The 22,059-nt window shown below is 73.4% G+C and carries 18 protein-coding genes; 10 read left to right on the top strand and 8 right to left on the bottom strand.

Going from position 1 to position 22,059, the window contains the following annotated elements; all coding sequences use genetic code 11:
- From G5B56_RS02340 to G5B56_RS02350, 3 genes are all read right to left on the bottom strand, one after another.
- The gene (locus G5B56_RS02340) at nucleotides 1–2,406 is read right to left on the bottom strand and encodes a TonB-dependent receptor (RefSeq protein WP_164962192.1); all 2,406 of its coding nucleotides are present in this window, start codon (nucleotides 2,404–2,406) and stop codon (nucleotides 1–3) included.
- Between the two features lie 115 nt (nucleotides 2,407–2,521).
- Nucleotides 2,522–3,595 (bottom strand): FecR family protein, encoded by a 1,074-nt coding sequence (locus tag G5B56_RS02345; protein WP_164962193.1) that lies wholly within the window; start codon nucleotides 3,593–3,595, stop codon nucleotides 2,522–2,524.
- A gap of 44 nt (nucleotides 3,596–3,639) precedes the next feature.
- Nucleotides 3,640–4,125 carry a sigma-70 family RNA polymerase sigma factor gene (locus tag G5B56_RS02350; protein ID WP_164962194.1) on the bottom strand — a complete coding sequence of 162 codons (486 nt, stop codon included), beginning with the start codon at nucleotides 4,123–4,125 and terminating at the stop codon, nucleotides 3,640–3,642.
- Between the two features lie 180 nt (nucleotides 4,126–4,305).
- Here G5B56_RS02350 and G5B56_RS02355 point away from each other — a divergent pair, with 180 nt between their 5' ends.
- Nucleotides 4,306–4,776 (top strand): hypothetical protein, encoded by a 471-nt coding sequence (locus G5B56_RS02355; RefSeq protein ID WP_164962195.1) that lies wholly within the window; start codon nucleotides 4,306–4,308, stop codon nucleotides 4,774–4,776.
- Here G5B56_RS02355 and G5B56_RS02360 read toward each other — a convergent pair whose 3' ends face one another.
- The 5 genes from G5B56_RS02360 to G5B56_RS02380 form a co-directional block, all read right to left on the bottom strand.
- Complete coding sequence (locus G5B56_RS02360; protein WP_240920624.1) at nucleotides 4,777–6,885, bottom strand: heavy metal translocating P-type ATPase; 2,109 nt, start codon at nucleotides 6,883–6,885, stop codon at nucleotides 4,777–4,779.
- On the bottom strand, nucleotides 6,882–7,229 hold the full coding sequence (locus tag G5B56_RS02365; protein ID WP_164962196.1) for a hypothetical protein: 348 nt from the start codon (nucleotides 7,227–7,229) through the stop codon (nucleotides 6,882–6,884). Before G5B56_RS02365 ends, G5B56_RS02360 begins: the two co-directional genes overlap by 4 nt.
- Nucleotides 7,222–7,509 carry a hypothetical protein gene (locus G5B56_RS02370; RefSeq protein WP_009857179.1) on the bottom strand — a complete coding sequence of 96 codons (288 nt, stop codon included), beginning with the start codon at nucleotides 7,507–7,509 and terminating at the stop codon, nucleotides 7,222–7,224. Before G5B56_RS02370 ends, G5B56_RS02365 begins: the two co-directional genes overlap by 8 nt.
- On the bottom strand, nucleotides 7,506–7,724 hold the full coding sequence (locus G5B56_RS02375; protein WP_164962197.1) for a hypothetical protein: 219 nt from the start codon (nucleotides 7,722–7,724) through the stop codon (nucleotides 7,506–7,508). The genes G5B56_RS02370 and G5B56_RS02375 overlap by 4 nt, the downstream gene beginning before the upstream one ends.
- Before the next feature lie 260 nt (nucleotides 7,725–7,984).
- Entirely contained in the window at nucleotides 7,985–9,676 is a 1,692-nt protein-coding gene (locus G5B56_RS02380) for a methyl-accepting chemotaxis protein (protein WP_164962198.1), read from the bottom strand.
- A 323-nt stretch (nucleotides 9,677–9,999) separates the two neighbouring features.
- Between G5B56_RS02380 and G5B56_RS02385 the strand changes: the two genes are divergently transcribed.
- The 9 genes from G5B56_RS02385 (at nucleotide 10,000) to G5B56_RS02425 (ending at nucleotide 22,043) form a co-directional block, all read left to right on the top strand.
- The gene (locus G5B56_RS02385; protein WP_164962199.1) at nucleotides 10,000–10,512 is read left to right on the top strand and encodes a sigma-70 family RNA polymerase sigma factor; all 513 of its coding nucleotides are present in this window, start codon (nucleotides 10,000–10,002) and stop codon (nucleotides 10,510–10,512) included.
- Nucleotides 10,509–11,468, top strand: a complete 960-nt coding sequence (locus G5B56_RS02390; RefSeq protein WP_164962200.1) for a FecR domain-containing protein — start codon at nucleotides 10,509–10,511, stop codon at nucleotides 11,466–11,468. Before G5B56_RS02385 ends, G5B56_RS02390 begins: the two co-directional genes overlap by 4 nt.
- A 52-nt stretch (nucleotides 11,469–11,520) precedes the next feature.
- Complete coding sequence (locus G5B56_RS02395; RefSeq protein WP_164962201.1) at nucleotides 11,521–13,953, top strand: TonB-dependent siderophore receptor; 2,433 nt, start codon at nucleotides 11,521–11,523, stop codon at nucleotides 13,951–13,953.
- 68 nt (nucleotides 13,954–14,021) lie between these two features.
- Nucleotides 14,022–14,522 (top strand): sigma-70 family RNA polymerase sigma factor, encoded by a 501-nt coding sequence (locus tag G5B56_RS02400; protein WP_164962202.1) that lies wholly within the window; start codon nucleotides 14,022–14,024, stop codon nucleotides 14,520–14,522.
- Nucleotides 14,522–15,463 (top strand): FecR domain-containing protein, encoded by a 942-nt coding sequence (locus G5B56_RS02405; protein WP_164962203.1) that lies wholly within the window; start codon nucleotides 14,522–14,524, stop codon nucleotides 15,461–15,463. Before G5B56_RS02400 ends, G5B56_RS02405 begins: the two co-directional genes overlap by 1 nt.
- 87 nt (nucleotides 15,464–15,550) lie before the next feature.
- Nucleotides 15,551–17,980, top strand: a complete 2,430-nt coding sequence (locus G5B56_RS02410; RefSeq protein ID WP_164962204.1) for a TonB-dependent siderophore receptor — start codon at nucleotides 15,551–15,553, stop codon at nucleotides 17,978–17,980.
- A 77-nt stretch (nucleotides 17,981–18,057) separates the two neighbouring features.
- Nucleotides 18,058–18,573: a sigma-70 family RNA polymerase sigma factor gene (locus G5B56_RS02415; protein ID WP_164962205.1), complete on the top strand. Its 516-nt coding sequence runs from the start codon at nucleotides 18,058–18,060 to the stop codon at nucleotides 18,571–18,573.
- The gene (locus tag G5B56_RS02420; protein ID WP_240920625.1) at nucleotides 18,536–19,534 is read left to right on the top strand and encodes a FecR domain-containing protein; all 999 of its coding nucleotides are present in this window, start codon (nucleotides 18,536–18,538) and stop codon (nucleotides 19,532–19,534) included. Before G5B56_RS02415 ends, G5B56_RS02420 begins: the two co-directional genes overlap by 38 nt.
- A gap of 82 nt (nucleotides 19,535–19,616) precedes the next feature.
- Entirely contained in the window at nucleotides 19,617–22,043 is a 2,427-nt protein-coding gene (locus G5B56_RS02425; protein WP_164962206.1) for a TonB-dependent receptor, read from the top strand.
- Nucleotides 22,044–22,059 lie beyond the last annotated feature (16 nt).

The following is a 22,059-nucleotide window of genomic DNA, read 5'->3' on the forward strand; positions in this document are numbered from 1 at the left end:
TCAGAAGTCCACCGTCACCGAGGCCGCGACGCTGCGCTTGGCGCCCAGCGTGGCGATCGGCGTGCTGTCGCTGAAGCTGCCGGCGTAATAGTGGCGGTCGAACAGGTTGTTGACGCCCAGGCGCCACTGCGTCGGCCGCCCCATCAGCTCGGTGGCGTAGCGCGCGCCGACGTCGATCTGGCTCCAGCCGGGGATGCGCTGGGTGTTGGCCTGGTCCAGGTACTGCTCGCCGGTGGCCGTGAGGCGCGTGCTGAGCGTCAGGCCCTGCAGCCAGGGCGTGTCCCATTCGGCGCCGAGGTTGCCTTGCCAGCGCGGCGTGCCCACGGCGTCGTGGCCGTCGTTCTGGCCGAAGGCGGTCCGGGTCAGCTTGCCCTGGTTGTAGCTGATGCCGCCGAGCACACGCACACCGGCCATCGGCTCGCCGAAGGTGCTCCATTCGACGCCGCGCACGCGCTTCTCGCCGTCGTCGCTGTAGGTCGGCGCCAAGGGATCGCCGGTGGTCACCAGCACCGGCTTGCCGATCTCGAACAGGCTCACGGTGTTGGTGAAGCGGCCCGTCGTCCACTTCACGCCGAGCTCCTTCTGCTCGGTCTTGTACGGCGCGAAGACCAGTTCCTTGCCGCCGTTCAGCGCGGCGCTGACGGTGTCGCCCTTGCTCAGCCCCTGCACGTAGTTGGCGTACAGCGAGACGTCCTGGCCCCAGGGCTTGGCGACGACGGCGACGGCCGGCGTCAGCGCGCTCTTGTCATAGTGCGCGGTCACCGCGCCGGCGGGGTTGAAGCTGCGGGTCTCCACGCCCTGGTGGCGAGCGCCCAGCGTCAGCCGCAGGCGGTCGTCCAGGAAGGACAGGGTGTCGACCAGCGCCAGGCTGTCCAGCGTCGTCTCGCCGGTCTTGGGCGCCGTGCCCGGCACGGCCACCATCGTCGGCGTGATCGGGCGATAGATGTTGGAGCTGAAGCTGGCCATGTTGACCGCCGAGCCGTCCTCCTGATCCAGCCGCGTGGCGTGCAGCACCAGCTCGTGGCGGACGCCGGCCGTGGCGAAGCGTCCGCGCAGCCCGGCCTCGGCGGAGACGGTGTCGCTGTAGCCGCGCTGGCCGACCATGCGGCCGCTGTAGTCGCCGTTGGCGGCGATCTGGCGCGCGTGCGTGCCGTTGATGAAGCCGGCGTAGTCGTGCTCGCGCCGGCCGACGCCGGCGAAGGCATCGAGCTGCTCGTGGATCGCGTACTCGGCGCGTGCGATGACGGCCTGGCTCTTCAGCTCGCCCCAGCCGTTGCGGAACTGGTTGGTGCTCGGGTCCGGCGCGCCGGGGATGTCGGTCGTCGCGAACCAGTACATCGCCGGCGTGCCGCCGTCGAACTTCTCGGTGCTGGTGTAGGCGTCCAGCGTGGCCGTCAGCGCCTCGCCGCGGAAGTCCAGCGCAGCCGACAGGAACTCGCGCTTCTTGCTCTGCTCGTCCAGCGTCGTGTCGCCGTCGGCGTAGGCGGTGTTGACGCGCAGGCCCCACTGCTTGTGCTCGCCGAAGCGCCGCCCCAGGTCGAGCGCGAGTTCGGCCTGCGAGTCGGACTGCAGGCCGAAGCTCGCACGCGTCAGCGGCTCGTCGCCGGCGCGTTTGGGCACCAGGTTGACGACACCGCCGACGCCGCCGCCCGGCGGCATGCCGCTGAACAGCGCGCTCGGGCCCTTCAGCAGCTCGACGCGTTCCAGGGCCTCCACCGGCGAGTGGCCGACCGGCGCCAGGCCGTACATCCCCTCGATCGCCAGGTCGCCGGCGTTGACGTCGAAGCCGCGCACGCGGAAGTTCTCGTAGGCGTGGCCGGCCGAGGTCGTGAAACGTGTCGCCGGGTCGTTGCCCAGCACTTCGGCCACGGTGCGCGCCTGCTGCTGCGCGATCAGCTCGGCGGTGTAGGCGATGGTGCTGAACGGCGTGTCCATGACCGACAGGTTGCCCAGCGCGCCGACGCGCGCACCGCGCGCGACCTGGCCGCCGGCATGCGGCGCCGGCAGGTCGCCGGCCAGCGCGCCGGCGCTGGCCTTCACCGCCGGCAGCGCCGACTCGCGCACCGCGTCGGCCGGCTTGACGACCACACGCCTGCCGTCGATGTCGGCCGCCAGGCCGCTGCCGGCCAGCAGACGCTGCAGCGCCTGTTCCGGCGTCAGCCGGCCCGAAACCGCGGGCGCCGTCCGTCCGGCGACGGCATCGGCCGGGAAGCTGAGTTGCAGGTCGGCCCGGCGGGCCAGTTCGTTGAGCGCCTGGCCCAGCGGCTGGGCGGGCAGCTCCAGCGCCAGCGGCGCGGCCGCGGTGGCGCCGGTCTGGGCGTGCACGGGCACGGAGGTCGCCAGGTTCAGGACGACGGCGGCGGCCGCCAGGGCCAGGGGGGCAGGGGTGAATCGCGCTCGGCGCATCGGAGAGTCCTCTTGCGGTGTCTTCTGGGCCGGGCGCCGGATGGCCGCCCCGCTCCTGCCGATGCAGACGCACGGCCGCCGCGAACCCTCACGTCACGAATGAGAATATTTCGCGTTACCTCGTGTGACCCGGTCGGAGCGGCCGTGCCGGATGCGCGACGAGCTCCAGCACGCCGTCGTGCGGCCGCAGCCGCACCGGCAGCAGCTCGGGCAGCGTCTCGGCGAAGCGCCGGGCGTCGCCGACACGCCAGCTGCCGCCGACCGGCAGCGCGCCGACCGCCGGGTCGCGCACGACGACGCCGGTGGGCCCGTAGCGCTCGAACTCGGCCAGCGCCTGGGCCAGCGGCACGCCGTCGAAGGCGATGCGGCCTTCGCGCCAGGCGGCCGCGTCGGCGCTGCTCAGCGGCCGCGCCGGGCCGGGCCTGCCGTCGCCGCCGGAGCTCAGCCGCTGTCCGGTGTGCAGCTCGACCACCGCGTCCGGCGCGGCGCCGGCCTGCGGCGTCACGCGCACCCGGCCTTCCTCGACCTCGACCACCGTCAGCCCGGCGTCCAGCCCCGCACGCGTGTGGCGCACCGTGAAGCGCGTGCCGGTGACGACGACGTCCAGCGTGCCGGCCCGCACGTGGAACGGGCGCCGCGCGTCGGCGTGCACGGCGAAGGCCGCGCGGCCCTCGTGCAGCCGCAGTTCGCGCCGGTCGCGGTACAGGCGCACGTCGAGCCGGGTCGCGCTGTCCAGGCGCACCCGGCTGCCGTCGGTCGCGGCGTCGGGCAGCGTGACGGTGAGTTGCTCGCCGCGCTGCGTGGCGTAGTGCTGCTCGAAGCGGGGCTGCCGCGACCAGCGGTCCCAGGCCGTCCAGCCGACGCCCAGCGTGGCCAGCGCCAGCGCCGCGCCCAGCATCCGCTGCAGCCGCCGCGCCGGGCGCGGCGGCACGGCTGGCGGCGGGCCACCCGGCGAGACGTGCACGATTCCGGCACGCAGCCGTGCGACCTCGTCGGCCGGCAGCGCGGCCACGTGCTCGAAGGTCGTCTCGAGTTCGGCCAGGGCCTGTGCGTGGCGCGGGTCGGCGTCCAGCCAGGCCTGCAGCGCGCGGCGGCCGTCGCCGTCCAGGCCGCTGCGCCGGCGCACGGCCCAGCGCGCCGCGGCGTCGTCGTGGGGCGCGGGCGGCGGGGCGTCGGGCGGTGGTGGCATCGGGCAGTCCTCGTGACCGTAGACGCACGAACGGCCCGTTTCCCTCACCCCCCGGCCCGCGCGGCACGGCAGGCCAGCAGCCCGCGTGCGACGTGTTTCTCGACCATGCTGACCGAGATGCCCATGCGTTCAGCGACCTGGGCCTGGCTCAGCTCGTCGAAGACGTGCAGCACGAAGGCCTCGCGGCAGCGTGGCGGCAGCGCCTCGATCGCCGCCAGGCAGGCCTGCACGTCCTGGCGCGAGGCCAGCGCCTCGTCGGGCCGCGACTGCGGCGGCGCGCTCGGGTGCTCGTCCTCCGCCAGTTCGTCCAGCGCCTCGTGGCGGCGCAGCGCGGCGCGGCGGTGGCGGTCGACGACGAGGTTGCGCGCCGTGCGGTAGAGCAGGGCGCGGCCGTCCAGCACGGCCTGGCCACCTTGCTGCAGCCCGAGCACGCGGGCGTAGCTCTCCTGGGCCAGGTCGGCCGCGGCATGGCGGTCGCCGACCAGGCCGGCGAGGAAGTTCAGCAGTTCGCGGTAGTGACGCTCCAGCACGGCCGTTCTCGTCTGACGGGGCCCGGCACCGGCGGGCAGGAGACTGGCGGCGGCTGGTCTGAGGTGCGTTAAATAGGAATTATTCTTATTATGCAGCTTCGACGGCCGCCGATCGAGCCTCGGGCGCCGGCCTTGACACAAACGAGCCGTCCGCGCGCCTTCAGGCCGTACAAACCGACCATGCACACCGCCCACCACGCTCCGATCGTCTCGTCCCTGCCGGGGCGCCTGCGCCTGCGCGACGCGCGGCTGCGCCGCGATGCGCTGCGCGAAGCGGTGCTGGCGCGGCTGGACACGCTGCCGGCGCTGCGCACGCTGCGCGCCAACGCGGCGGCCGGCAGCATCGTCGTCGAGTACGACGGCACGCGTGTCGGCGAGGCGCTGATGTGCCGCGAGGTGCTGGACGCCGTCGCGCCGTGGCTGGCGGCACCGGCCACCGCGGCGCCCGCCGCCGTGCCCGCGCCGCCGCGCCGTGCCAGCCGCCGGCGCCAGCTCGCCCGCGCCAACAACCTCGGCATGCTGGCCAGCCTCGGCGGCTCGCTGGCGCTGGCCGCGGCCGGCGCCAAGAGCGCGCACGTCGCCACCGGCACGGTCTTCCTCGGCCTGCTGGGTGTGCACCTGGCGATGCACCGCCGCAGCCTGCTGCGCTGATCAGCGTTTGCGGCGCCGCGCGCGCGGCAGCCCGGCGCCGGCCAGCGCGCGCAGCAGGATCGCGATCGTGCTGCCGTTGTGCAGCATCGACGCCGCCACCGGGCTCAGCGCGCCGAGCGCCGCGGCGCCGAGGATCGTCGTGTTGAGCCCCATCGTCAGGCGGAAGTTGCTGTCGATCAGCGCACGCGTGGCCAGCGCCAGCGCCTTGGCGTCGGCGACGTGGCCGATGCGGTCCTCGAGCAGCACGACGTCGGCGGCCAGCCGGGCGACGTCGGCGCCGCGCTGCATCGCGATGCCGACGTGCGCGCCGCTGAGCGCCGGGCCGTCGTTGACGCCGTCGCCGACGAAGGCGATGCGTGCGCCCGACTCGGCCAGCTCGTGCAGCACCGCCGCCTTGTCCTCGGGCATCAGCCCGGCGCGGTAGTCGTCCAGGCCCAGCGCCGCGGCGGTCTCACGCGCGCGCTCGGGCAGGTCGCCGGTCAGCATGACGATGCGGCGCACGCCCAGCTCGCGCAGCCGCGCGACGGTGGCCGCGGCGTCCGGGCGCAGCTGGTCGCGCATCGCCAGCACGCCGATCAGCGTGCCGCCCCAGCCGATGTAGAGCAGGGTCTTGCCGTCGGCCTCCAGCGCCTGCAGGCGCGGCGCGTGCGGCGCGACGGCGATGCCTTCGTCGTCCTCGATGAAGTGGCGCGAGCCGACGACGACCCGCCGGCCGTCGATCTCGCTGGCGACGCCGTGGGCGACGATGAACTCGACCTCGGCGTGGTCGAAGTGCTCGCGTTCGGGCAGGCGGTGCGCGGCTTCGACGACGGCCAGCGCCATCGGGTGGAAGTAGTGCTCCTCGACCGAGGCGGCCAGGTTCAGCAGGTCGGCCGGCGTCAGCGCCGGGTCGAGTGCGACGGTGTCGGTGACCAGCAGCCGGCCGGTGGTCAGCGTGCCGGTCTTGTCGAAGACGAAGGTGTCGGCCGCGGCCAGGCGTTCGAGCGCGCGTGCGCCCTTGATCAGCATGCCGCTGCGCCCGGCTTCGGCCATCGCCGACTTGAAGGCCACCGGCGTCGCCAGCTTCAGCGCGCAGGAGTAGTCGGCCTGCAGCACCGCGGCGACACGCCGGCCGTCGCGCGACAGCGCCCAGGTGCCGGCGGCCAGCGCCAGCACCATCGGCACCAGGCGGTCGGCCAGGCGCGCGGCGTCGAGCTGGGTCTGGCCCTTGGTCTCCAGCGACTGGGCGACGAAGTCGGCGATGCGCGCCGCCGCCGCCTGGCGGCCGACACGTTCGGCGTAGACGCGCAGCCGGCCTTCCTCGACCAGCGTGCCCGACAGCACGTGGTCGCCGCGGCGGCGAGCCACCGGCACGCTCTCGCCGGTCATCGTCGCTTCGTTGACCAGCGCCTCGCCGCCGAGCACCGTGCCGTCGACCGGCATCACCGCGCCGGTGGCGACGATGACCGTGTCGCCGACCTGCACCGCGTCGGCGTCGACACGCGTCTCGCGGCCTTCGCGCTCGACCCAGACCTCGCTGTCGGCCGGGCGCAGCAGCTGCGACAGCAGCGCGTCGGAGCGGCGTTCGATCGAGTGTTCGAGGGCCTCGCCCAGCGCCAGCAGGAAGGACGTGGTGTTGGCCGCGACGTGGTCGCCGCGGCCGATCGAGATCGCCACGGCCACCGCTTCGAGCACGTGCGAGGTGATGCCGGCGCGCAGCAGGTCGTCCAGCGCCTCGCCGAGCAGCGGCACGGCGTTGGCCGCGGCCACCGGGCCGCGCAGCGACATCGGCAGCGCCGGCCCGAGCAGCAGCGCGGCCCCGGTGGCCAGCACGCTGCCCAGCGCCGGCTCGGGGGCGCAGCCGGCGGCCGGCGCGCGGCCGGGGGGCGGCAGCGCCAGCAGCTGCGACGCGAGTGTCGCGGCGTCGGTGAGCGCCGGGTCGTAAGACAGCGCCAGCGAACGCACCGCGGCGTTGACACGAACCTCGCGCACGCCGCGCAAGGCCTCGGCGGCGCGGCGCAGCGAGCGGGTGTCCAGCGCGCCGCCGCGTTCGACGCGGTAGCGCCAGCGCACACGGCCGGCGCAGGCGTGTGCCGGCTCCAGTGCCGCGATCCAGCGGCCGGGGCTCACGGCTCCCGGTGCAGCTGGGCGACCATCTCGGCGCGGATGTCCGCCGCCTGTTCCTTCAGCTCCTCGAAACCGCCGGCCAGGCCGGAATAGAGCTTCATCGCGGTCTTCAGCAGCGCCGCGCGCCGGTCTTCGTCGCCCAGCACCCAGGCCGCGCCGGCGCCCAGCGCCAGGCCGACGAGGAACTGCTGCTGCGCCGGGTTGCCCGGGATCCACGACGGCAGGTTGCCGAACAGGCCACCGCCGTTGCCGGCATTGGCGTTGGCGGGCGTGTTGCCGCCGTTCCAGCCGCAGGCCGGGCAGCCGGCGCAGGCCAGCTTCGCCTTCTTCTTCGACTTCTTAGCCAAGTTCCTTCTCCTCGCGCCCGGCCTCGCCGAGCAGGGTTTCGATCAGTTGCACGGCCGCCGCACCGGCGGCCACGGCGGCGAGCGCGCCGCCCCACTGGCCACGCTGCAGCGAGCGCGCCGCCTGTGTGCCGGCGGTCAGCGCGGCGCCGCCTTGCAGCGCGTGGCGCAGCACACGCCGGGCGTCCAGACCGGGCCGGTCCTGGAAGGCCGACAGGCAGGCGGCGGCGACGAAGCCGCGTGTGAAGCTGCCGTCGGCGGCGGCGATGCGCTGGCGTTTCACGCCGTGTCCCCGGTCTTGCGGGTGCGGCGGCGCGGCGTCCTGGCCGGTGCAGCCGGGGCGGCGACGGGTTCGGGTGCCGGTTCGGGCGCCGGCGCAGCCGCGGGTTCGACGGCCGGCGCCTCGGGCCGGGCCTCGGGAGCGCGGCGGCGTTGCAGCCAGCGCACGGCGAGTGCGCCGGCGGCAATGCCGGCCGCGAAGGGGAAGAGTTGCAGCATCTCGGGTCTCCTGTCGGTGTGCCGTGGCCGCGGCACACCGCACGAGGAAGACCGTGATGCTGGCAGCGCCCGCCGGCGTCGAGGCCGGGGGCCGCCTGGCCGGGAGGCAGGCGCCAACGCTCGTCTACGTACGGCGCACCGGAGGCGCGCGACACGATGCGCTGGCTGGCGAAAGCTGGCTGGCGGAAGTCGGCCCAGTCTCGGCCGGCGTCCGCCCCGGGCCCTTGCGGGCGATCAAGCCGGCGTGCGCCGGCTCGGCTTCAGAAGGTTTCCCAGTCGGCCTCGGTGCCGGCCGCGGCGGGCGTCGAACTGGTGCGCGTGGCCGCGCGTTCTGCGGCGGGCCGGGCGGCCGGACGCGCTGCCGGCGCCGGGCGTGCCGCCGGTGCCGGGGCGGCCGCCGGCGCGCGGCGCTCGCTCTCGTTGCCGAGCCGGAACACCGCGACCGCCGACACCAGCTGGCGTGCCTGCGTGCGCAGGCTGTCGGCGGCGGCGGCGCTTTCCTCCACCAGCGCGGCGTTCTGCTGCGTCGCCTGGTCCATCTGCGCGACCGCGTCGCCCACCTGGCTGACGCCATCGCGCTGTTCGGCGCTGGCGCTGCTGATCTCGCCGACGATGTCGGCCACGCGGCGGATCGAGGCCAGCACGTCCTGCATCTTGGTGCCCGCCTGATGCACCAGCGTATTGCCGGCCTCCACGCGTTCGACGCTGGTGCCGATCAGGGTCTTGATCTCGCGTGCGGCTTCGGCGCTGCGCTGGGCCAGCGATCGCACCTCGCCGGCGACGACGGCGAAGCCGCGGCCCTGCTCGCCGGCACGGGCGGCCTCGACCGCGGCGTTGAGCGCCAGGATGTTGGTCTGGAAGGCGATGCCGTCGATGGTGCCGATGATGTCGGCGATGCGGCGCGAGCTGTCGCTGATGCCGTTCATCGTCTCGACGACCTCGCCGACCATCTGGCCGCCTTCGGTGGCGACGGCGCTGGCCGCGGCGGCGAGCTGGTTGGCCTGCTCGGCGTTGTCGGCGTTCTGGCGCACGGTGGCGTTGAGCTGCTCCATCGACGCGGCGGTCTGCTGCAGCGCGCTGGCCTGCTGCTCGGTGCGCGCCGACAGGTCGGCGTTGCCGTGGGCGATCTGGTGGCTGGCGGTGGCCACGCTGTCGGCCGAGCCGCGCACCTCGGCGACGATCTTCGCCAGGTTGGCCTGCATGCCGGCCAGCGCGTGCAGCAGGCGCGCGGATTCGTCGCTGCCGCGGGCGTCGATGACGGTGTTCAGCTCGCCGGCGCCGATGGCCTCGGCGGCCGAGACGGCGCGCGAGATCGGCCGGGTGATGGAACGGCTCACCAGCGCGGCGAAGAACGCGCCGAGCAGCACCGCGAACAGCGCGCCTGCGGCCATGCCCCACTGGCTCAGCCGCGTCGCGGCGTCCAGCGCCTCGACCCTGCGGTCCAGCACGTGGTGCGAGTGGTCGGCCACGTCCTGCAGCCTTGCGAGATAGGCCGTGGCCAGCGGCTGCAGTTCGCGATCCACGGCCTCGGAGACGTCGGTGCCGGCCTCCTTGCGCTTGAAGAGGTCGCTGCGCACGTCCAGGTACTTCTGGCGCTCGGCGGCGATGCGCGCGATCAGCGCCTTGCCTTCGTCGTCGTCGGTCAGCTCGACGACCTTGTCGCGGATCGGAGCCGAGCTCCGGGAGCCCTCGAGCGCGTCGGCCTGCAGCCTGGCGGCATAGGCCGCGTCACTGGCCTTCAGCGCCGAGGTGACCTGCAGGAGGTTGACCCGAACCAGCGCGGTCCACTGCTGCGTCATCTCGTTGCGCAGCATCTCGCGCTGGACCATCGACGCCGTCGCGTCGCGGTGCATCTGCAACTGCCAGACGGCCACGGCGGCGATGCCCACGGTGATCGCGAGCACGAGGGCGAACGCGAGGCCGAGGCGGACGGCAATTCTCAGTTGGGTCATCGGTCTGCAGAGGCAGGTGAAAAAGGATGTCCTGACTTCGGCGGCAAATTGCGCTCGCATGAGCTGCTTTCCATTCGATTCACTGAATACGTTGGTTCGAATGCGCTGAATAGTTCACGCAGAGATTGAATTGAAATAATCGCAATTCATTGTTTCTGATTGGAATCAATGAAATTGATGGCGAATCCGCGATCGCGTTTTGGGTGGATCGTCTCGACGCCGAATCGCCGGCCCGGCTTGCTGGGCAGGGTGGCAGAGCTACAATCAAGAACGATTCTCATTCGTTGCCACAGCCCACCCGGCCGCGCCCGGGTTCCCCACCCGTGCCGGCCACCGACCTCGCCCCGCCGCATCCGCTCGAGCGTCTCTACGCCGACCACCACGGCTGGCTGCGCGACTGGCTGCGGCGCAAGCTGGGCAACGCCCACGACGCCGCCGACCTGGCGCACGACACCTATCTGCGATTGCTGCGCAGCGGCCACGTGCCGCCGCAGGACGAGTCGCGCCGGCATCTGGCTCAGGTCGCCAACGGCCTGGTCGTCGACCTGTACCGGCGGCGGGCGATCGAGACCGCCTTCCTGGAGGCGCTGGCGGCGCTGCCGCCGGCGCTGGCGCCGTCACCCGAGGAGCGCGCGCTGGCGGTCGAGGCGCTGGTGCAGCTGGACGCGGCGCTGCAGTCGCTGGCGCCGAAGGCGCGCGAGGCGCTGCTGCTGTGCCGGCTGGACGGGCTGGGCTACCGCGAGATCGCCACGCGGCTGGGCGTCTCGGTGTCCTCGGTCGAGAAGTACGTCGCCGCGGCGCTGCTGGCCTGCCACCAGGCACTGCAGCCGCGATGAGCGCCGCCGCCGAAGACGCCGAGGTCGCGCGCCAGGCGGCACGCTGGATGGCGCGGCTGTGGGCCGAGGACGCCGCCGCCGAAGACCACGCCGCCTGCGCCCGCTGGCGCGCCGCGCACCCCGAGCACGAACGCGCCTGGCAGGCGATGCAGGGCTTCGACGCCCGGCTGCGTGGCCTGCCCGGCGAAGCCGCACGCCGCGCGCTGCAGGCGCCCGGCGCGACACGCCGGCGCGTGCTGCGCACGCTGGGGCTGGCGGTGGCCGTGATCGGCAGCGGCGAAGCCGTGCGCCGCAGCGAGGCCTGGGCGCTGTGGGCCGCCGACGAACGCTGCGCCACAGGCGAAGTGCGCTCGCTGGTGCTGCCCGACGGCACGCGGCTGGTGCTGGCCAGCGCCAGCGCCGTCGACCTGCGTTACGACGCCGACCAGCGCCTGATCGTGCTGCGCGCCGGCGAGATCCTCGTCACCAGCGCGCCCGACGCGGCGCGGCGGCCGCTGGCGGTACGCACCCGCCACGGCCTGGTGCGGGCACTGGGCACCCGTTTTCTCGTCCGTGACCTCGGCGCGGCCAGCCAGGTCGCGGTCTACGAAGGCGCGGTCGAGCTGCAGCCGGGCGGTGGCGCGGCAGGACTGCGCCTGGACGCCGGCCAGTCGGCGCGGCTGGCCGACGACGGCGTCACGCCCGGCGGCGCGGCCGACGAAGCCGACACCGCCTGGACACGCGGCCTGCTGCTGGCCGACGGCCGGCGGGTCGACGAGCTGGTCGCCGAGATCGCGCGCTACCGCCGCGGCGTGCTGCGCTGCGACCCGGCGGTCGGCGCGCTGCGCATCAGCGGCGTCTTCCCGCTGCACGACCCCGAGCGTGCGCTGCTGAACCTGACGCTGGCGCTGCCGCTGCGCCTGCGCCGTGTCGGCGGCTGGTGGCTCACGGTCGAGGCCGATCCGGAGCGCCGCTGAACGCCCGCCGGCCGGGCGATTGAGGGTTTTGCGATCTCGTCCGGAAGACGGGATGAACCCCCACCACTCCGGCCCTCCGATGCAGCACACCGCCTTGTTCCGCCAACGTCCCACCGCCGCCGCCTGCCTGGCCTTGATGCTGGCCGCCGCGGCGCCGCTCGCGCCCAGCAGCGTGGCGGCGCAGCCGGCCGCCGAGGCGCCGCGCACGCCGATGAAGATCGCGCCCGGCCCGCTGGGCCCGGCGCTGAACCGCTTCGCCGCGGCACTGGGTGTCGAGCTCAGCGTCGACGCCGCGCTGCTCGACGGCCTGCGCTGCGACGGGCTGGACGGCCGCTACGGCGCCGAGGACGGTTTCGCCGCGCTGCTGGCCGGCCACGCGCTGCAGGCCGTGCGCCAGCCCAACGGCAGCTGGACCGTGCAGCGCCGGCCGCAGGCCGCGGCCGACTCGCTGCCGGCGATCACCGCGCGCGCCGCCGGCGAGAGTGCCACCGGCCCGCTCGCCGGCTACGCCGCGCGGCGCAGCGCCACCGCGACCAAGACCGACACGCCGATGCTCGAGACGCCGCAGACGCTGACTGTCGTCGGCGCCGAGGAGATCGAGGTGCGCAAGGCCGACAGCCTGGCCGAGGCGGTGGGCTACACCGCGTCGGTGCTGCGCTCCGAAGGCGTGGACCGCACCGGCGACGGCTTCGTGATGCGCGGTTTCCAGGCCACGGCCAGCCAGGGCAACCTCTACCGCGACGGCAGCAAGTACAGCGTCAACCTCTACGATGGCCGCCAGGAGCCTTACGGGCTGGAGCGCATCGAGATCCTGAAGGGCGCGGCCTCGGTGCTGTACGGCAACTCGGCGCCGGGCGGCATCATCAACACCGTCAGCAAGCGCCCGACGAACGAGGCGCTGCACGAGCTGAACCTGGAACTGGGCTCCTTCGACCGGCGCCAGCTGTCGGGCGACTTCGGCGGCGCGCTGGACGACGCCGGCACCTGGTCGTACCGGTTGACGGCGCTGGTGCGTGACAGCGGCAGCTTCGTCGAGCACGTCGACGACGACCGCCGCTACCTCGCGCCCTCGCTGCGCTGGCAGCCCGACGCCGCGACCTCGCTGACGCTGCAGGCCGATCTGCAGCACGACCACACGGCCTACGTCTACGGCCTGCCGGCCGAAGGCACGGTGCTCGCCAATCCCAACGGCCGATTGCCGCGCGACACCTTCGTCGGCGAGCCGGGTTACGACCGCTACGACCTCGACCGGCGCTCGCTGGGTTATCTGTTCGAGCACCGCTTCGACGAACACTTCACGCTGCGCCATTCGCTGCGCAGCTACCGCGCCGACATCGACATGCCCTCGGTCTGGATCTCCGGCCTGGAAGCCGACGGCCGCACCACGGCCTACCGCGGCGCCCAGGACCGCGAAGACCGCTCGCGGGCGCTGATGTCCGACACCTCGCTGCAGTCAACCTGGCGCAGCGGCAGCGTCGAACACACGGCGCTGGTGGGCCTGGACTTCGTGCGCGAACGTTTCCGCACCGTGCGCTACGACCGCAGCGCCGAGCCGCTGGACCTCTACGACCCGGTCTACGGCGGCGGTTTCGGCGCGCCCGAGCCGGCCTCGTTCTCGTCGCGCTCGGAGCTGCGCCGCGTCGGGCTGTACGCGCAGGAGCAGGCCAAGATCGCCGGCCGCTGGGTGGCCGTCGCCGGGCTGCGCCACGACCGCGTGCGTTACGACGAAAACGCCATCTTCAGCGACGACGTCGCCGCCGACGGCGAGAAGAGCAGCGCGACCACCGGCCGAGCCGGCCTGGTCTACCTCGGGCCCGACGGCCTGGCGCCGTTCGTCAGCTTCAGCCAGTCCTTCGAGCCGCAGACCGGCACCGACCGCGGCGGTCAGCGTTTCGACCCGACACGCGGCACGCAGTGGGAGCTGGGCCTGCGTTGGCAGCCCGAAGGTGGCCAGACGCTGCTGTCGGCGGCGCTCTACCAGCTCACGCAGCGCAAGGTGCTGGTCACCGACCCGGTGGACACCAACTACTCGGTGCAACTCGGCGAAGTGCGCTCGCGCGGGCTGGAACTGGAGGCGCGCACGCGTGTCGGCGCCGCCAACCTCGTTGCCGCCTACGCCTACACCGACGCCCGCACGCTGAAGAGCAGCCCGCAGACGCCCGAGGTCGAGGGCCGGCGCAGCGGCGCCGTGCCGTACCACCAGGCCTCGGTCTGGGCCGACTACGGCTTCGGCGCCTTCGGCCTGCCGGCGCTGAAGGCCGGCGCCGGCCTGCGCTACGTCGGCTCGGCGCCCGGCGTCTGGCTGGACGTCGACGTGCCGGGCTACACCGTCGTCGACGCGATGCTGTCGTGGACCGACGGCCCGTGGCGGCTGGCGCTCAACGTCGCCAACCTCGGCGACAAGACCTACGTCGCGTCCTGCACCTATCTGTGTTTCTACGGCGAGCCGCGGCGGGTGACGGGGAGCGTGTCGTATCGCTGGTAAGCCGTGCAGGGCGGGGTTCTCTTTATAATGAGAAACATTCTCATTAGCGCTGGCGCCCCGCTATTGCAATGTCTGCCTCCGCCACCTCCGTCCACCCGGTCCAGACGCTGTACCTCGAGCACCACGGCTGGCTTCAGGCCTGGCTGCGGCGCCGGCTGGACGACTCGCAGCAGGCCGCCGACCTGGCGCACGACACCTTCGTGCGCCTGCTCGCCGGGCGGCGCGAGCACTTCGGCGACGAGCCGCGCGCGCTGCTGACGCACGTCGCCAAAGGCCTGGTCGTCGACCACTGGCGCCGGCGCGAGGTCGAACGCGCCTACCTGGAGGCGCTGGCGGCGATGCCCGAGGCCCAGGCGCCGTCGCCCGAGACGCGGCTGGCGCTGCTGCAGACGCTGGTGCAGATCGACACCTTGCTCGCCGGCCTGGCACCGCGCACACGCGAGTGTTTCCTGCTCGCCCAACTCGACGGCCTGACGCTGGCGCAGATCGGCGAACGCCTGGCGATGCCGGTCATCACCGTGCGCCGCCACGTGCACAAGGCGCTGGTCGCCTGCATGGCCTGCGTCTGATGGCGCCCGCCGAGCCGTCCGCCGCGCTGCTGTCCGAAGCCGCCGACTGGGCGCTGGCGCTGCGCGAGGGCGGGGCGGCCGAGCACGAAGCCTTCGAACGCTGGCGCGCGCGCAGCCCCGCGCACGCCGCGGCCTGGGCGCGTGCCGAGGCGGTGTTCGAGGTCTTCGGGCGTGTGCCCGACGGTGCCGGTCGCCAGGCGCTGCATGCCCTGGGGCGCGCCGGGCGGCGGCGCACGCTGGCCGCGCTCGCCGGCCTGGCCGTCGGCGCGCCGGCCGCCTGGCTGGCCTGGCAACAAGCGCCGTGGCACGAATGGCGCGCCGACCTCGCCACCGCCACCGGCGAACGCCGCGACACCGTGCTGCCCGACGGCACGCGGCTGGTGCTGAACACCGCCAGCGCGGTCGACGTGCTGTTCGGCACCGGCGAGCGCCGCCTGCGCCTGTGGGCCGGCGAGATCCTCGTGACGACCGGGAAGGAGGCCTCGGCGCGGCCCTTCGTCGTCGACACGCCGGCCGGCCGCGTGCGCGCGCTGGGCACCCGTTTCTCGGTGCGGCTGGACGGTGATCGCTGCCGCGTCGCGGTCTACGAACACGCGGTCGAGCTGCAGCCGGCGGCCGGCGCACCGCGGCGGCTGGACGCCGGCGAGCAGGCCGAGTTCGACGCCGGCGGCGTCTTCGGCGTCGGCGCCGCCGACGAGAACGACACGCTGTGGCAGCGTGGCCTGCTGCTGGCGCGCGGCCGCCGGCTCGACGAGGTGGCGGCCGAACTGGCGCGCCACCGCCGCGGCCTGCTGCGCTGCGACCCGGCGGTGGCGGCGCTGCGTGTCTCGGGTGCGCTGTCGCTGGCCGACACCGACGCCGCGCTGGCGCTGCTGGCGCGCACGCTGCCGCTGCGCGTCGAACGCCGCACACGCTGGTGGGTGACGCTGGCCCCGGCCTGAACGCCGGGTGATCACTTTCGGACGCTCGTCCGGTGTAGCGGATGAAGGTGTGCCGAGCGGCCGCCGCATCCCCAGCACAGGAAGAACATGAAGCAGACCTCCGGGCGCCGCCAGCGCGCCTTTGCCCTGAAGGCCGGCGCCGCCGGCGTGGCCATCCAGGCGGCGATCGCCGTGCTCTGCGGCGCGGTGTTGGTCGCGGCGCCGCCGGCCGCTTTCGCCGCCGAGGCCGGCGCGCAGGAGTTGCGCATCGCGCCCGGCCCGCTGGACGAGGCGCTGGCGCAGTGTGCCGCGGCCTTCGGCGTGCAGCTGGCCTTCGACCCGGCCCTGGTCGCCGGCCGGCACAGCGCCGGGCTGCAGGGCCGCCACACGCTGGACGAGGCCTTCGAGCGCCTGCTGCGCGGCAGCGGGCTGGCGCTGCAGCCGCAAGGCCCCGGCGCCTACGGCCTGCGTGTGCTGCCGCCGCTCACGGCGGAGCAGCCGGCCCTGCCGGCGCTGAAGGCGAGTGCCGCGGCGATCAGCGACGACCGCAGCGAAGGCGCCGGCTACGCGACGCCGGGCCGCAGCGCCGCGGCCACCGGCCTGGCGCTGACGCCGCGCGAGACGCCGCAGTCGATCACCGTCGTCACGCGCCAGCTGATGGACGACTTCCGCCTGGACACGCTGAGCGCGGTGCTGGACCAGACGCCCGGCGTCACCGTCAGCCGCCAGAACGAGATGACGACCTTCTCGGTGCGGGGTGCCGACGTCAACCTGCAGACCGACGGCCTGCGCCAGGCGCGCGACGGCTGGGGCTGGAACACCCACATCCTCTACACCAGCGACGACATGGCCGAGATCGACCGTGTCGAGGTGCTGAAGGGCTCGTCGGGCCTGGTCAACGGCGACGGCTATCCGGGGGCCACGGTCAACCTCGTGCGCAAGCGCCCGACGGCCGAGTTCCAGGCTTCGGCCGGCGTGCTGGCCGGCAGCTGGGACCGCTACCGCGCCGAGGCCGACGTCTCCGGCCCGCTGGACCGCGAAGGCCGGCTGCGTGCGCGTCTGGTCGCCTCGCACGAAGACGCCGGCTCGTTCCGCGACCGCCAGAAGACCCGCAGCTCGCTGGTCTACGGCACGGCCGAGTTCGACCTCGCGCCGTCGACGCTGCTGACCGCGGGCCTCAGCTGGCGCCAGCGTGAACTGCAGGGCGCCGGCGGCACGACGCCGATCCAGGCCTACACCGACGACGGCACCTTCGTCGGCCTGCAACCGCGCTCCTACAACCTCGGCGCCTCCTGGGCCGGTTACGAGCAGGAGACGCTGAACCTGTTCGCGCGCCTGGAACACCGCTTCGACGGCGGTTGGAGCGCCCGGCTGCAGCTGGCGCACGAGAGCGTCGACACGCCCGACGTGCGTTTCGGCTATCTGCGCGGCGCGTCGGGAGCCGTCGGCCTGGCGCGATACCGCGACGTCGAGGCGCGCAACAAGAGCATCGCGCTCGACGTGCAAGGGCCGCTGGAGCTGCTCGGCCGCCGCCACGAGCTGCTGCTGGGCGCCGGCGCGTCGAGCAGCCGCACGACCTTGAAGCGCACCAACGCCAACGAGTCGAGCGCGCTGGACTACGCCGCCGGCGGTGGCGCGATCGCCGAGCCCGACTGGAGCGCCTACACGGCCTCCGACGACCTCTTCAGCCGCCACCGCCGCTACGCCTACGGCGCCGCACGCTGGAACCTCGCCGACCCGGTGAAGCTGATCACCGGCGTGCGCGTCACCGACTACGGCCAGAAGGACGTCACCGACATCGGTTGGTACAACTACCGCATGACGGAACACGGCGTCACGACGCCGTATGCCGGCGTCGTCGTCGACGTCTCGCGCCAGGTCTCGCTGTACGCCAGCTACGCCAGCATCTTCGAGGCCCAGAGCGCCAAGGACGCCGCCGAGCGCACGCTGCCGCCGAAGGAAGGCCTGTCCTACGAGATCGGCGCCAAGGGCGAGTTCTTCGACAAGCGCCTGAGCGCCAGCGCCGCCTTCTTCTGGATGAAGACCGACAACGAAGCCGAGGAAGTGGGGCTGACGCCGGGTGGCGACAGCATCTACCGCGCCGTCTCCGGGGCACGCCGCCACGGCTACGAGTTCGAGATCGCCGGCGCCCCGGCGCCGGGCTGGCAGGCGCAGGGCAGCTACGTGCTCAACGACAGCAGCCTGGAGAGCGCCGGCAGCAGCCCGCGCCATCAGTTCAAGCTGGCCGGCAGCCACCGCTGGAGCGGCGGCACCTTCGACGGCCTGACGCTGGGCGCGGCGACGCGCTGGCAGAGCACGATCTCGGCCGGCACCGAGGCCACCCGGCTGCGCCAGGACGCCTACTGGGTCTGGGACCTGATGGCGCGCTGGGAGATCGACCGCCGCCTCAGTGTCAGCGCCAACGTCGCCAACGTCTTCGACAAGAAGTACTTCGCCGGCGTCACCGACTGGGGCGCGCTGCACTACACCTGGGGCGCGCCGCGCAGCGTCAACGTCGGGCTGAACCTGCGCTACTGACGGCTTCGGCGGGGCAGGGCAGGATAGAATGAGAACAATTCTTATTTGTGCGCCGCCACCAGGCGCCCGAAGCCGCCGTGAGTGCCGCCGAACCCGCCCTGCAACAGCAAGTCAGCCTGCTCTACGGCGAGCACCACGGCTGGCTGCAGGCCTGGCTGCGCCGCCGGCTGGGCTGCGCCCACCATGCGGCCGACCTGGCGCACGACACCTATCTGCGCGTGCTGGTCAGCGGCCGCACGCCGCCGCCGGGCCAGGCGCGGCCGCATCTGATGCAGATCGCCAAGGGCCTGGTGATCGACCGCCACCGGCGCCAGCTCGTCGAGCGCGCCTACCTCGACGCGCTGGCCGCGATGCCCGAGCTGCTGGCGCCGTCGCCCGAGCAGCGCGCCGCGGCCGTCGAGTCGCTGCTGCTGCTGGACGCGGCGCTGGCGGCGCTGCCGCCGGCCGTGCGCGAGGTCTTCCTGCTGTCGCAGTTCGACGGCCTGACCTATGCCGAGATCGCCGCGCGCCAGGGCATCGCGGTGGCGACGGTGCGCAAGTACATGCTGAAAGCCGGTGAAGCCTGCTTTCTGGCGCTGGACCACGATGGCTGAGGCCGGCCAGCGGCTGGACCCGGTGCAGCGCGCCGCGCTGCAGTGGCAGGTGAGCTTCTGGTCAGGCGACGCCAGCGAAGCCGAGCGCCGCGCCTTCGAAGCCTGGCTGGCCGCCGACGAGGCCCACCGCCGTGCCTGGCAGCGCCTGCAGCGCGCCGGCGGCCGGCTGCAGGCGCTGCCGGCCGAAGTCGCCGGCTCCGTGCTGCGCACCACCACGGCCGGCCACGGCCGGCGCCGCACGCTGCGTGCCTTGCTGCTGCTGGCCGGTACCGGCGGCTCGGCCGCGCTGCTGCGCGAGACGCCGACCTGGCAGGTCGCGGGTGCTGACGAGCGCAGCGCGACCGGCGAGCGCCGCGAGCTGCGGCTGCCTGACGGCGGACTTCTGACGCTGAACACCGCCAGCGCGGTCGACCTGCGTTACGGCGCCACCGAGCGCCTCGTGCGCCTGCTCGCCGGCGAGGTGTTCATCGCCACCGCGCCCGACCCCGCACGCCGCCCCTTCGTCGTCGAGACGCCGGCCGGCCGTGTGCAGGCGCTGGGCACACGCTTCGCGCTGCGCTGCCTGGACGCGGCGACGCGTGTGCAGGTTTTCGAAGGCGCCGTCGAGCTGCGCCCGCGCGATGGCGGCACGCCGCGGCGGCTGGACGCCGGCTTCCAGGGTTGCTTCGACACCGTGGCCGCCGCTGCGCCCGAGGTGCTGGACGACGCGGCGGCGGCCTGGATGCGCGGCCTGCTGGTCGCCGAGCGGATGCGGCTGGACGACTTCCTTGCCGAGCTCGCGCGTTACCGCCGCGGCGTGCTGCGCTGCGACCCGGCGGTGGCCGGGCTGCGCGTCTCGGGCGTGTTCCCGCTGGCCGACACCGACGCCGTGCTGCGCTCGCTGCTGCGTGCGCTGCCGCTGCGCATCACCCGCGCCACACGCTGGTGGCTCACCGTGGAGCCGGCGCGTGGCCGGGCGTAGCACTTTTTCGCGCTCGTCCGGGAATGCAGATGAGGCCTGCCGTCCGGCGGGCCACGCTGACTCCCGACGAAAAGGATTCCTGATGCCTTCCGGCCTTGTTTCCGCCGTGCGCCGTCCCTTCGTGCGCCACCCGATCGCCCGTGCCGCCGTGCTCGCCGGCCTGGCCTTTACGCAACTGCCCGCCGCCTACGCCCAGGCCGCCGCTCCCGCCGCCGGCCTGCAGGTCGACATCCCGGCCGGCACGCTGGACCAGGTGCTCAACCGCTTCGCCGCGCGCGCCGGTTTCATGATCACGATCGACGCCGCGCTGACCGCCGGCAAGAAGAGCCCCGGCCTGGCCGGCCGCTACGGCGCCGCCGACGGCCTGGCGGCCATCCTCGCCGGCAGCGGGCTGCAGGCGGTGGGCCAGGACGGCGGTGGCTGGGTGCTGCGGGTTGCGCCGCCGCAGGCGCCGGCCGTCGTGCCGGCGGCGGCCGCCGGGCTGCCGGCGCTCACCGCGACGGCCAACCAGCTCGGCGAGGTCACCGAAGGTTCGGGGAATTACACGCCGGGTGCGATCGCCACCGCGACGCGGCTGGTGCTCAAGCCGCGCGAGACGCCGCAGACCGTCAGCGTCGTCACGCGCCAGGAGATGGAGGACTTCGGCCTGACGACGATCGACGAGGTCATGGCGCACACGCCGGGCATCAGCATCGTCACCTACGACACCGAGCGCACCGAGTACTTCGCACGCGGCTTCGCGATCCAGAACTTCCAGTACGACGGCATCCCGATGCGCCGCGACTCGGGCTACTCGGCCGGCAACACGCTCAGCGACATGGCGATCTACGACCGTGTCGAGGTGCTGAAGGGCGCCACCGGCCTGCTGACCGGCAGCGGCGAACCGGGCGCGACGATCAACCTGATCCGCAAGAAGCCGACACGCGACTTCCAGGGCCAGGCCAGCGTCGGCGTCGGTTCCTGGAACGACCTGCGTGGCCAGGTCGACGTCGGCGGCGCGGTCGACGAAGCCGGCCGCGTGCGGGCACGCGCCGTGGCGGCCTATCAGCACAAGGAGTCGCAGCTCGACGGCCACGAGCGCAGGACCGCGGTGCTCTACGGCATCGTCGAGGCCGACCTCACGCCGTCGACGCTGCTGACCGTCGGTGCCGACTTCCAGAACAACGATCCGAAACGTTCGACCTGGGGCGGCATCCCGATCTACGCCGCCGACGGCAGCTTCAATGACCGGCCGCGTTCGTTCAACAACGGTGCCGACTGGAGCCACTGGGACCAGTACACGCGCACCGTCTTCGCCACCGTCGAGCATTTCTTCGCCGACGACTGGGTGCTCAAGGCGCAGTTCAACCACCAGATCAACGGCTACGACGCCGAGCTGGGTTCGGCGGGTTCGGGCTTCCCCGACCCGGTGGACGGCAGCGGCATCAGCACCTGGGAAGGCAAGTACGTCGGCAAGACGGTGGCCGATGCCCTCGACGTCTACGCCAGCGGGCCGTTCCAGCTGCTGGACCGGCGCCACGAGCTGGTGCTGGGCGGCAGCCTCACCAAACGCCGCTGGACCAACCGCGGCTACTGGGCCGGCAGCAACGAGGTGCCGGACTACGACGCCTGGGACGGCCGCCTGCCCGAACCCGACTGGGACAACGCCAGCTGGAAGGGCCGCAACCGCGAGACCACGCGCGAGAACGGCCTGTACGGTGCCGTGCGCTGGAACCTGCGCGACGACCTGAAGCTGATCAGCGGCGCCCGCGTGCTGAACTACGAGACCTCGGACATCGACGAGTCGGGTGTCGTCGTGCCTTACCTCGGCGCCGTCTACGACCTCGACCAGCGCTTCTCGGTCTACGCCAGCGGCACGACGATCTTCATGCCGCAGTCGGCGCAGACCGAAGCCGGCAAGACGCTGGACCCGCAGGAAGGCCGCAACCTCGAGGCCGGCGTCAAGGCCGAGTTCTTCGGCGGCCGGCTCAACGCCAGCGCCGCGGTCTTCCACCTGAAGCAGGACAACTACGCCCAGGAGACCGGCGGCCTGACGCCCAGCGGCGGCACGGCCTACCGGGCGATCGACGGCGTCACCACCAAGGGCTACGAACTCGAGCTCTCGGGCCAGGTGGCGCCGAACTGGCAGCTGCACGCGGGCTACAGCCACAAGGTCTCGCGCCAGGACGGCCTGAAGGTGTCGACGCTGACGCCGGAGAACCAGTTCAGCCTGTACAGCAGCTGGAAGCCGGCGGCCGTGCCCGGCCTGACGCTGGGCGGCGGCGCGCGCTGGCAGGACAAGACCTGGGGCGTCGTGAGCCACCCGACGCTGGGCACGGTGCGCCACGAGGTCGACGGCTACTGGGTGGCCGACGCGATGGTCAGCTACCAATTCAGCCCGCGGCTCACCGGGCGGCTGAACGTCACCAACCTGTTCGACAAGAAGTACTACACGATCTTCAGCGTCTACAGCACCTACAGCTGGGGCCAGGCGCGTGCCGTCGCGCTGAACCTGGACTACCGCTTCTGACGCCCCGGCCGGCGGG

It is taken from the genome of Rubrivivax sp. JA1026 (assembly GCF_011065555.1).
Classification (GTDB): Bacteria; Pseudomonadota; Gammaproteobacteria; order Burkholderiales; family Burkholderiaceae_C; genus Rubrivivax; species Rubrivivax benzoatilyticus.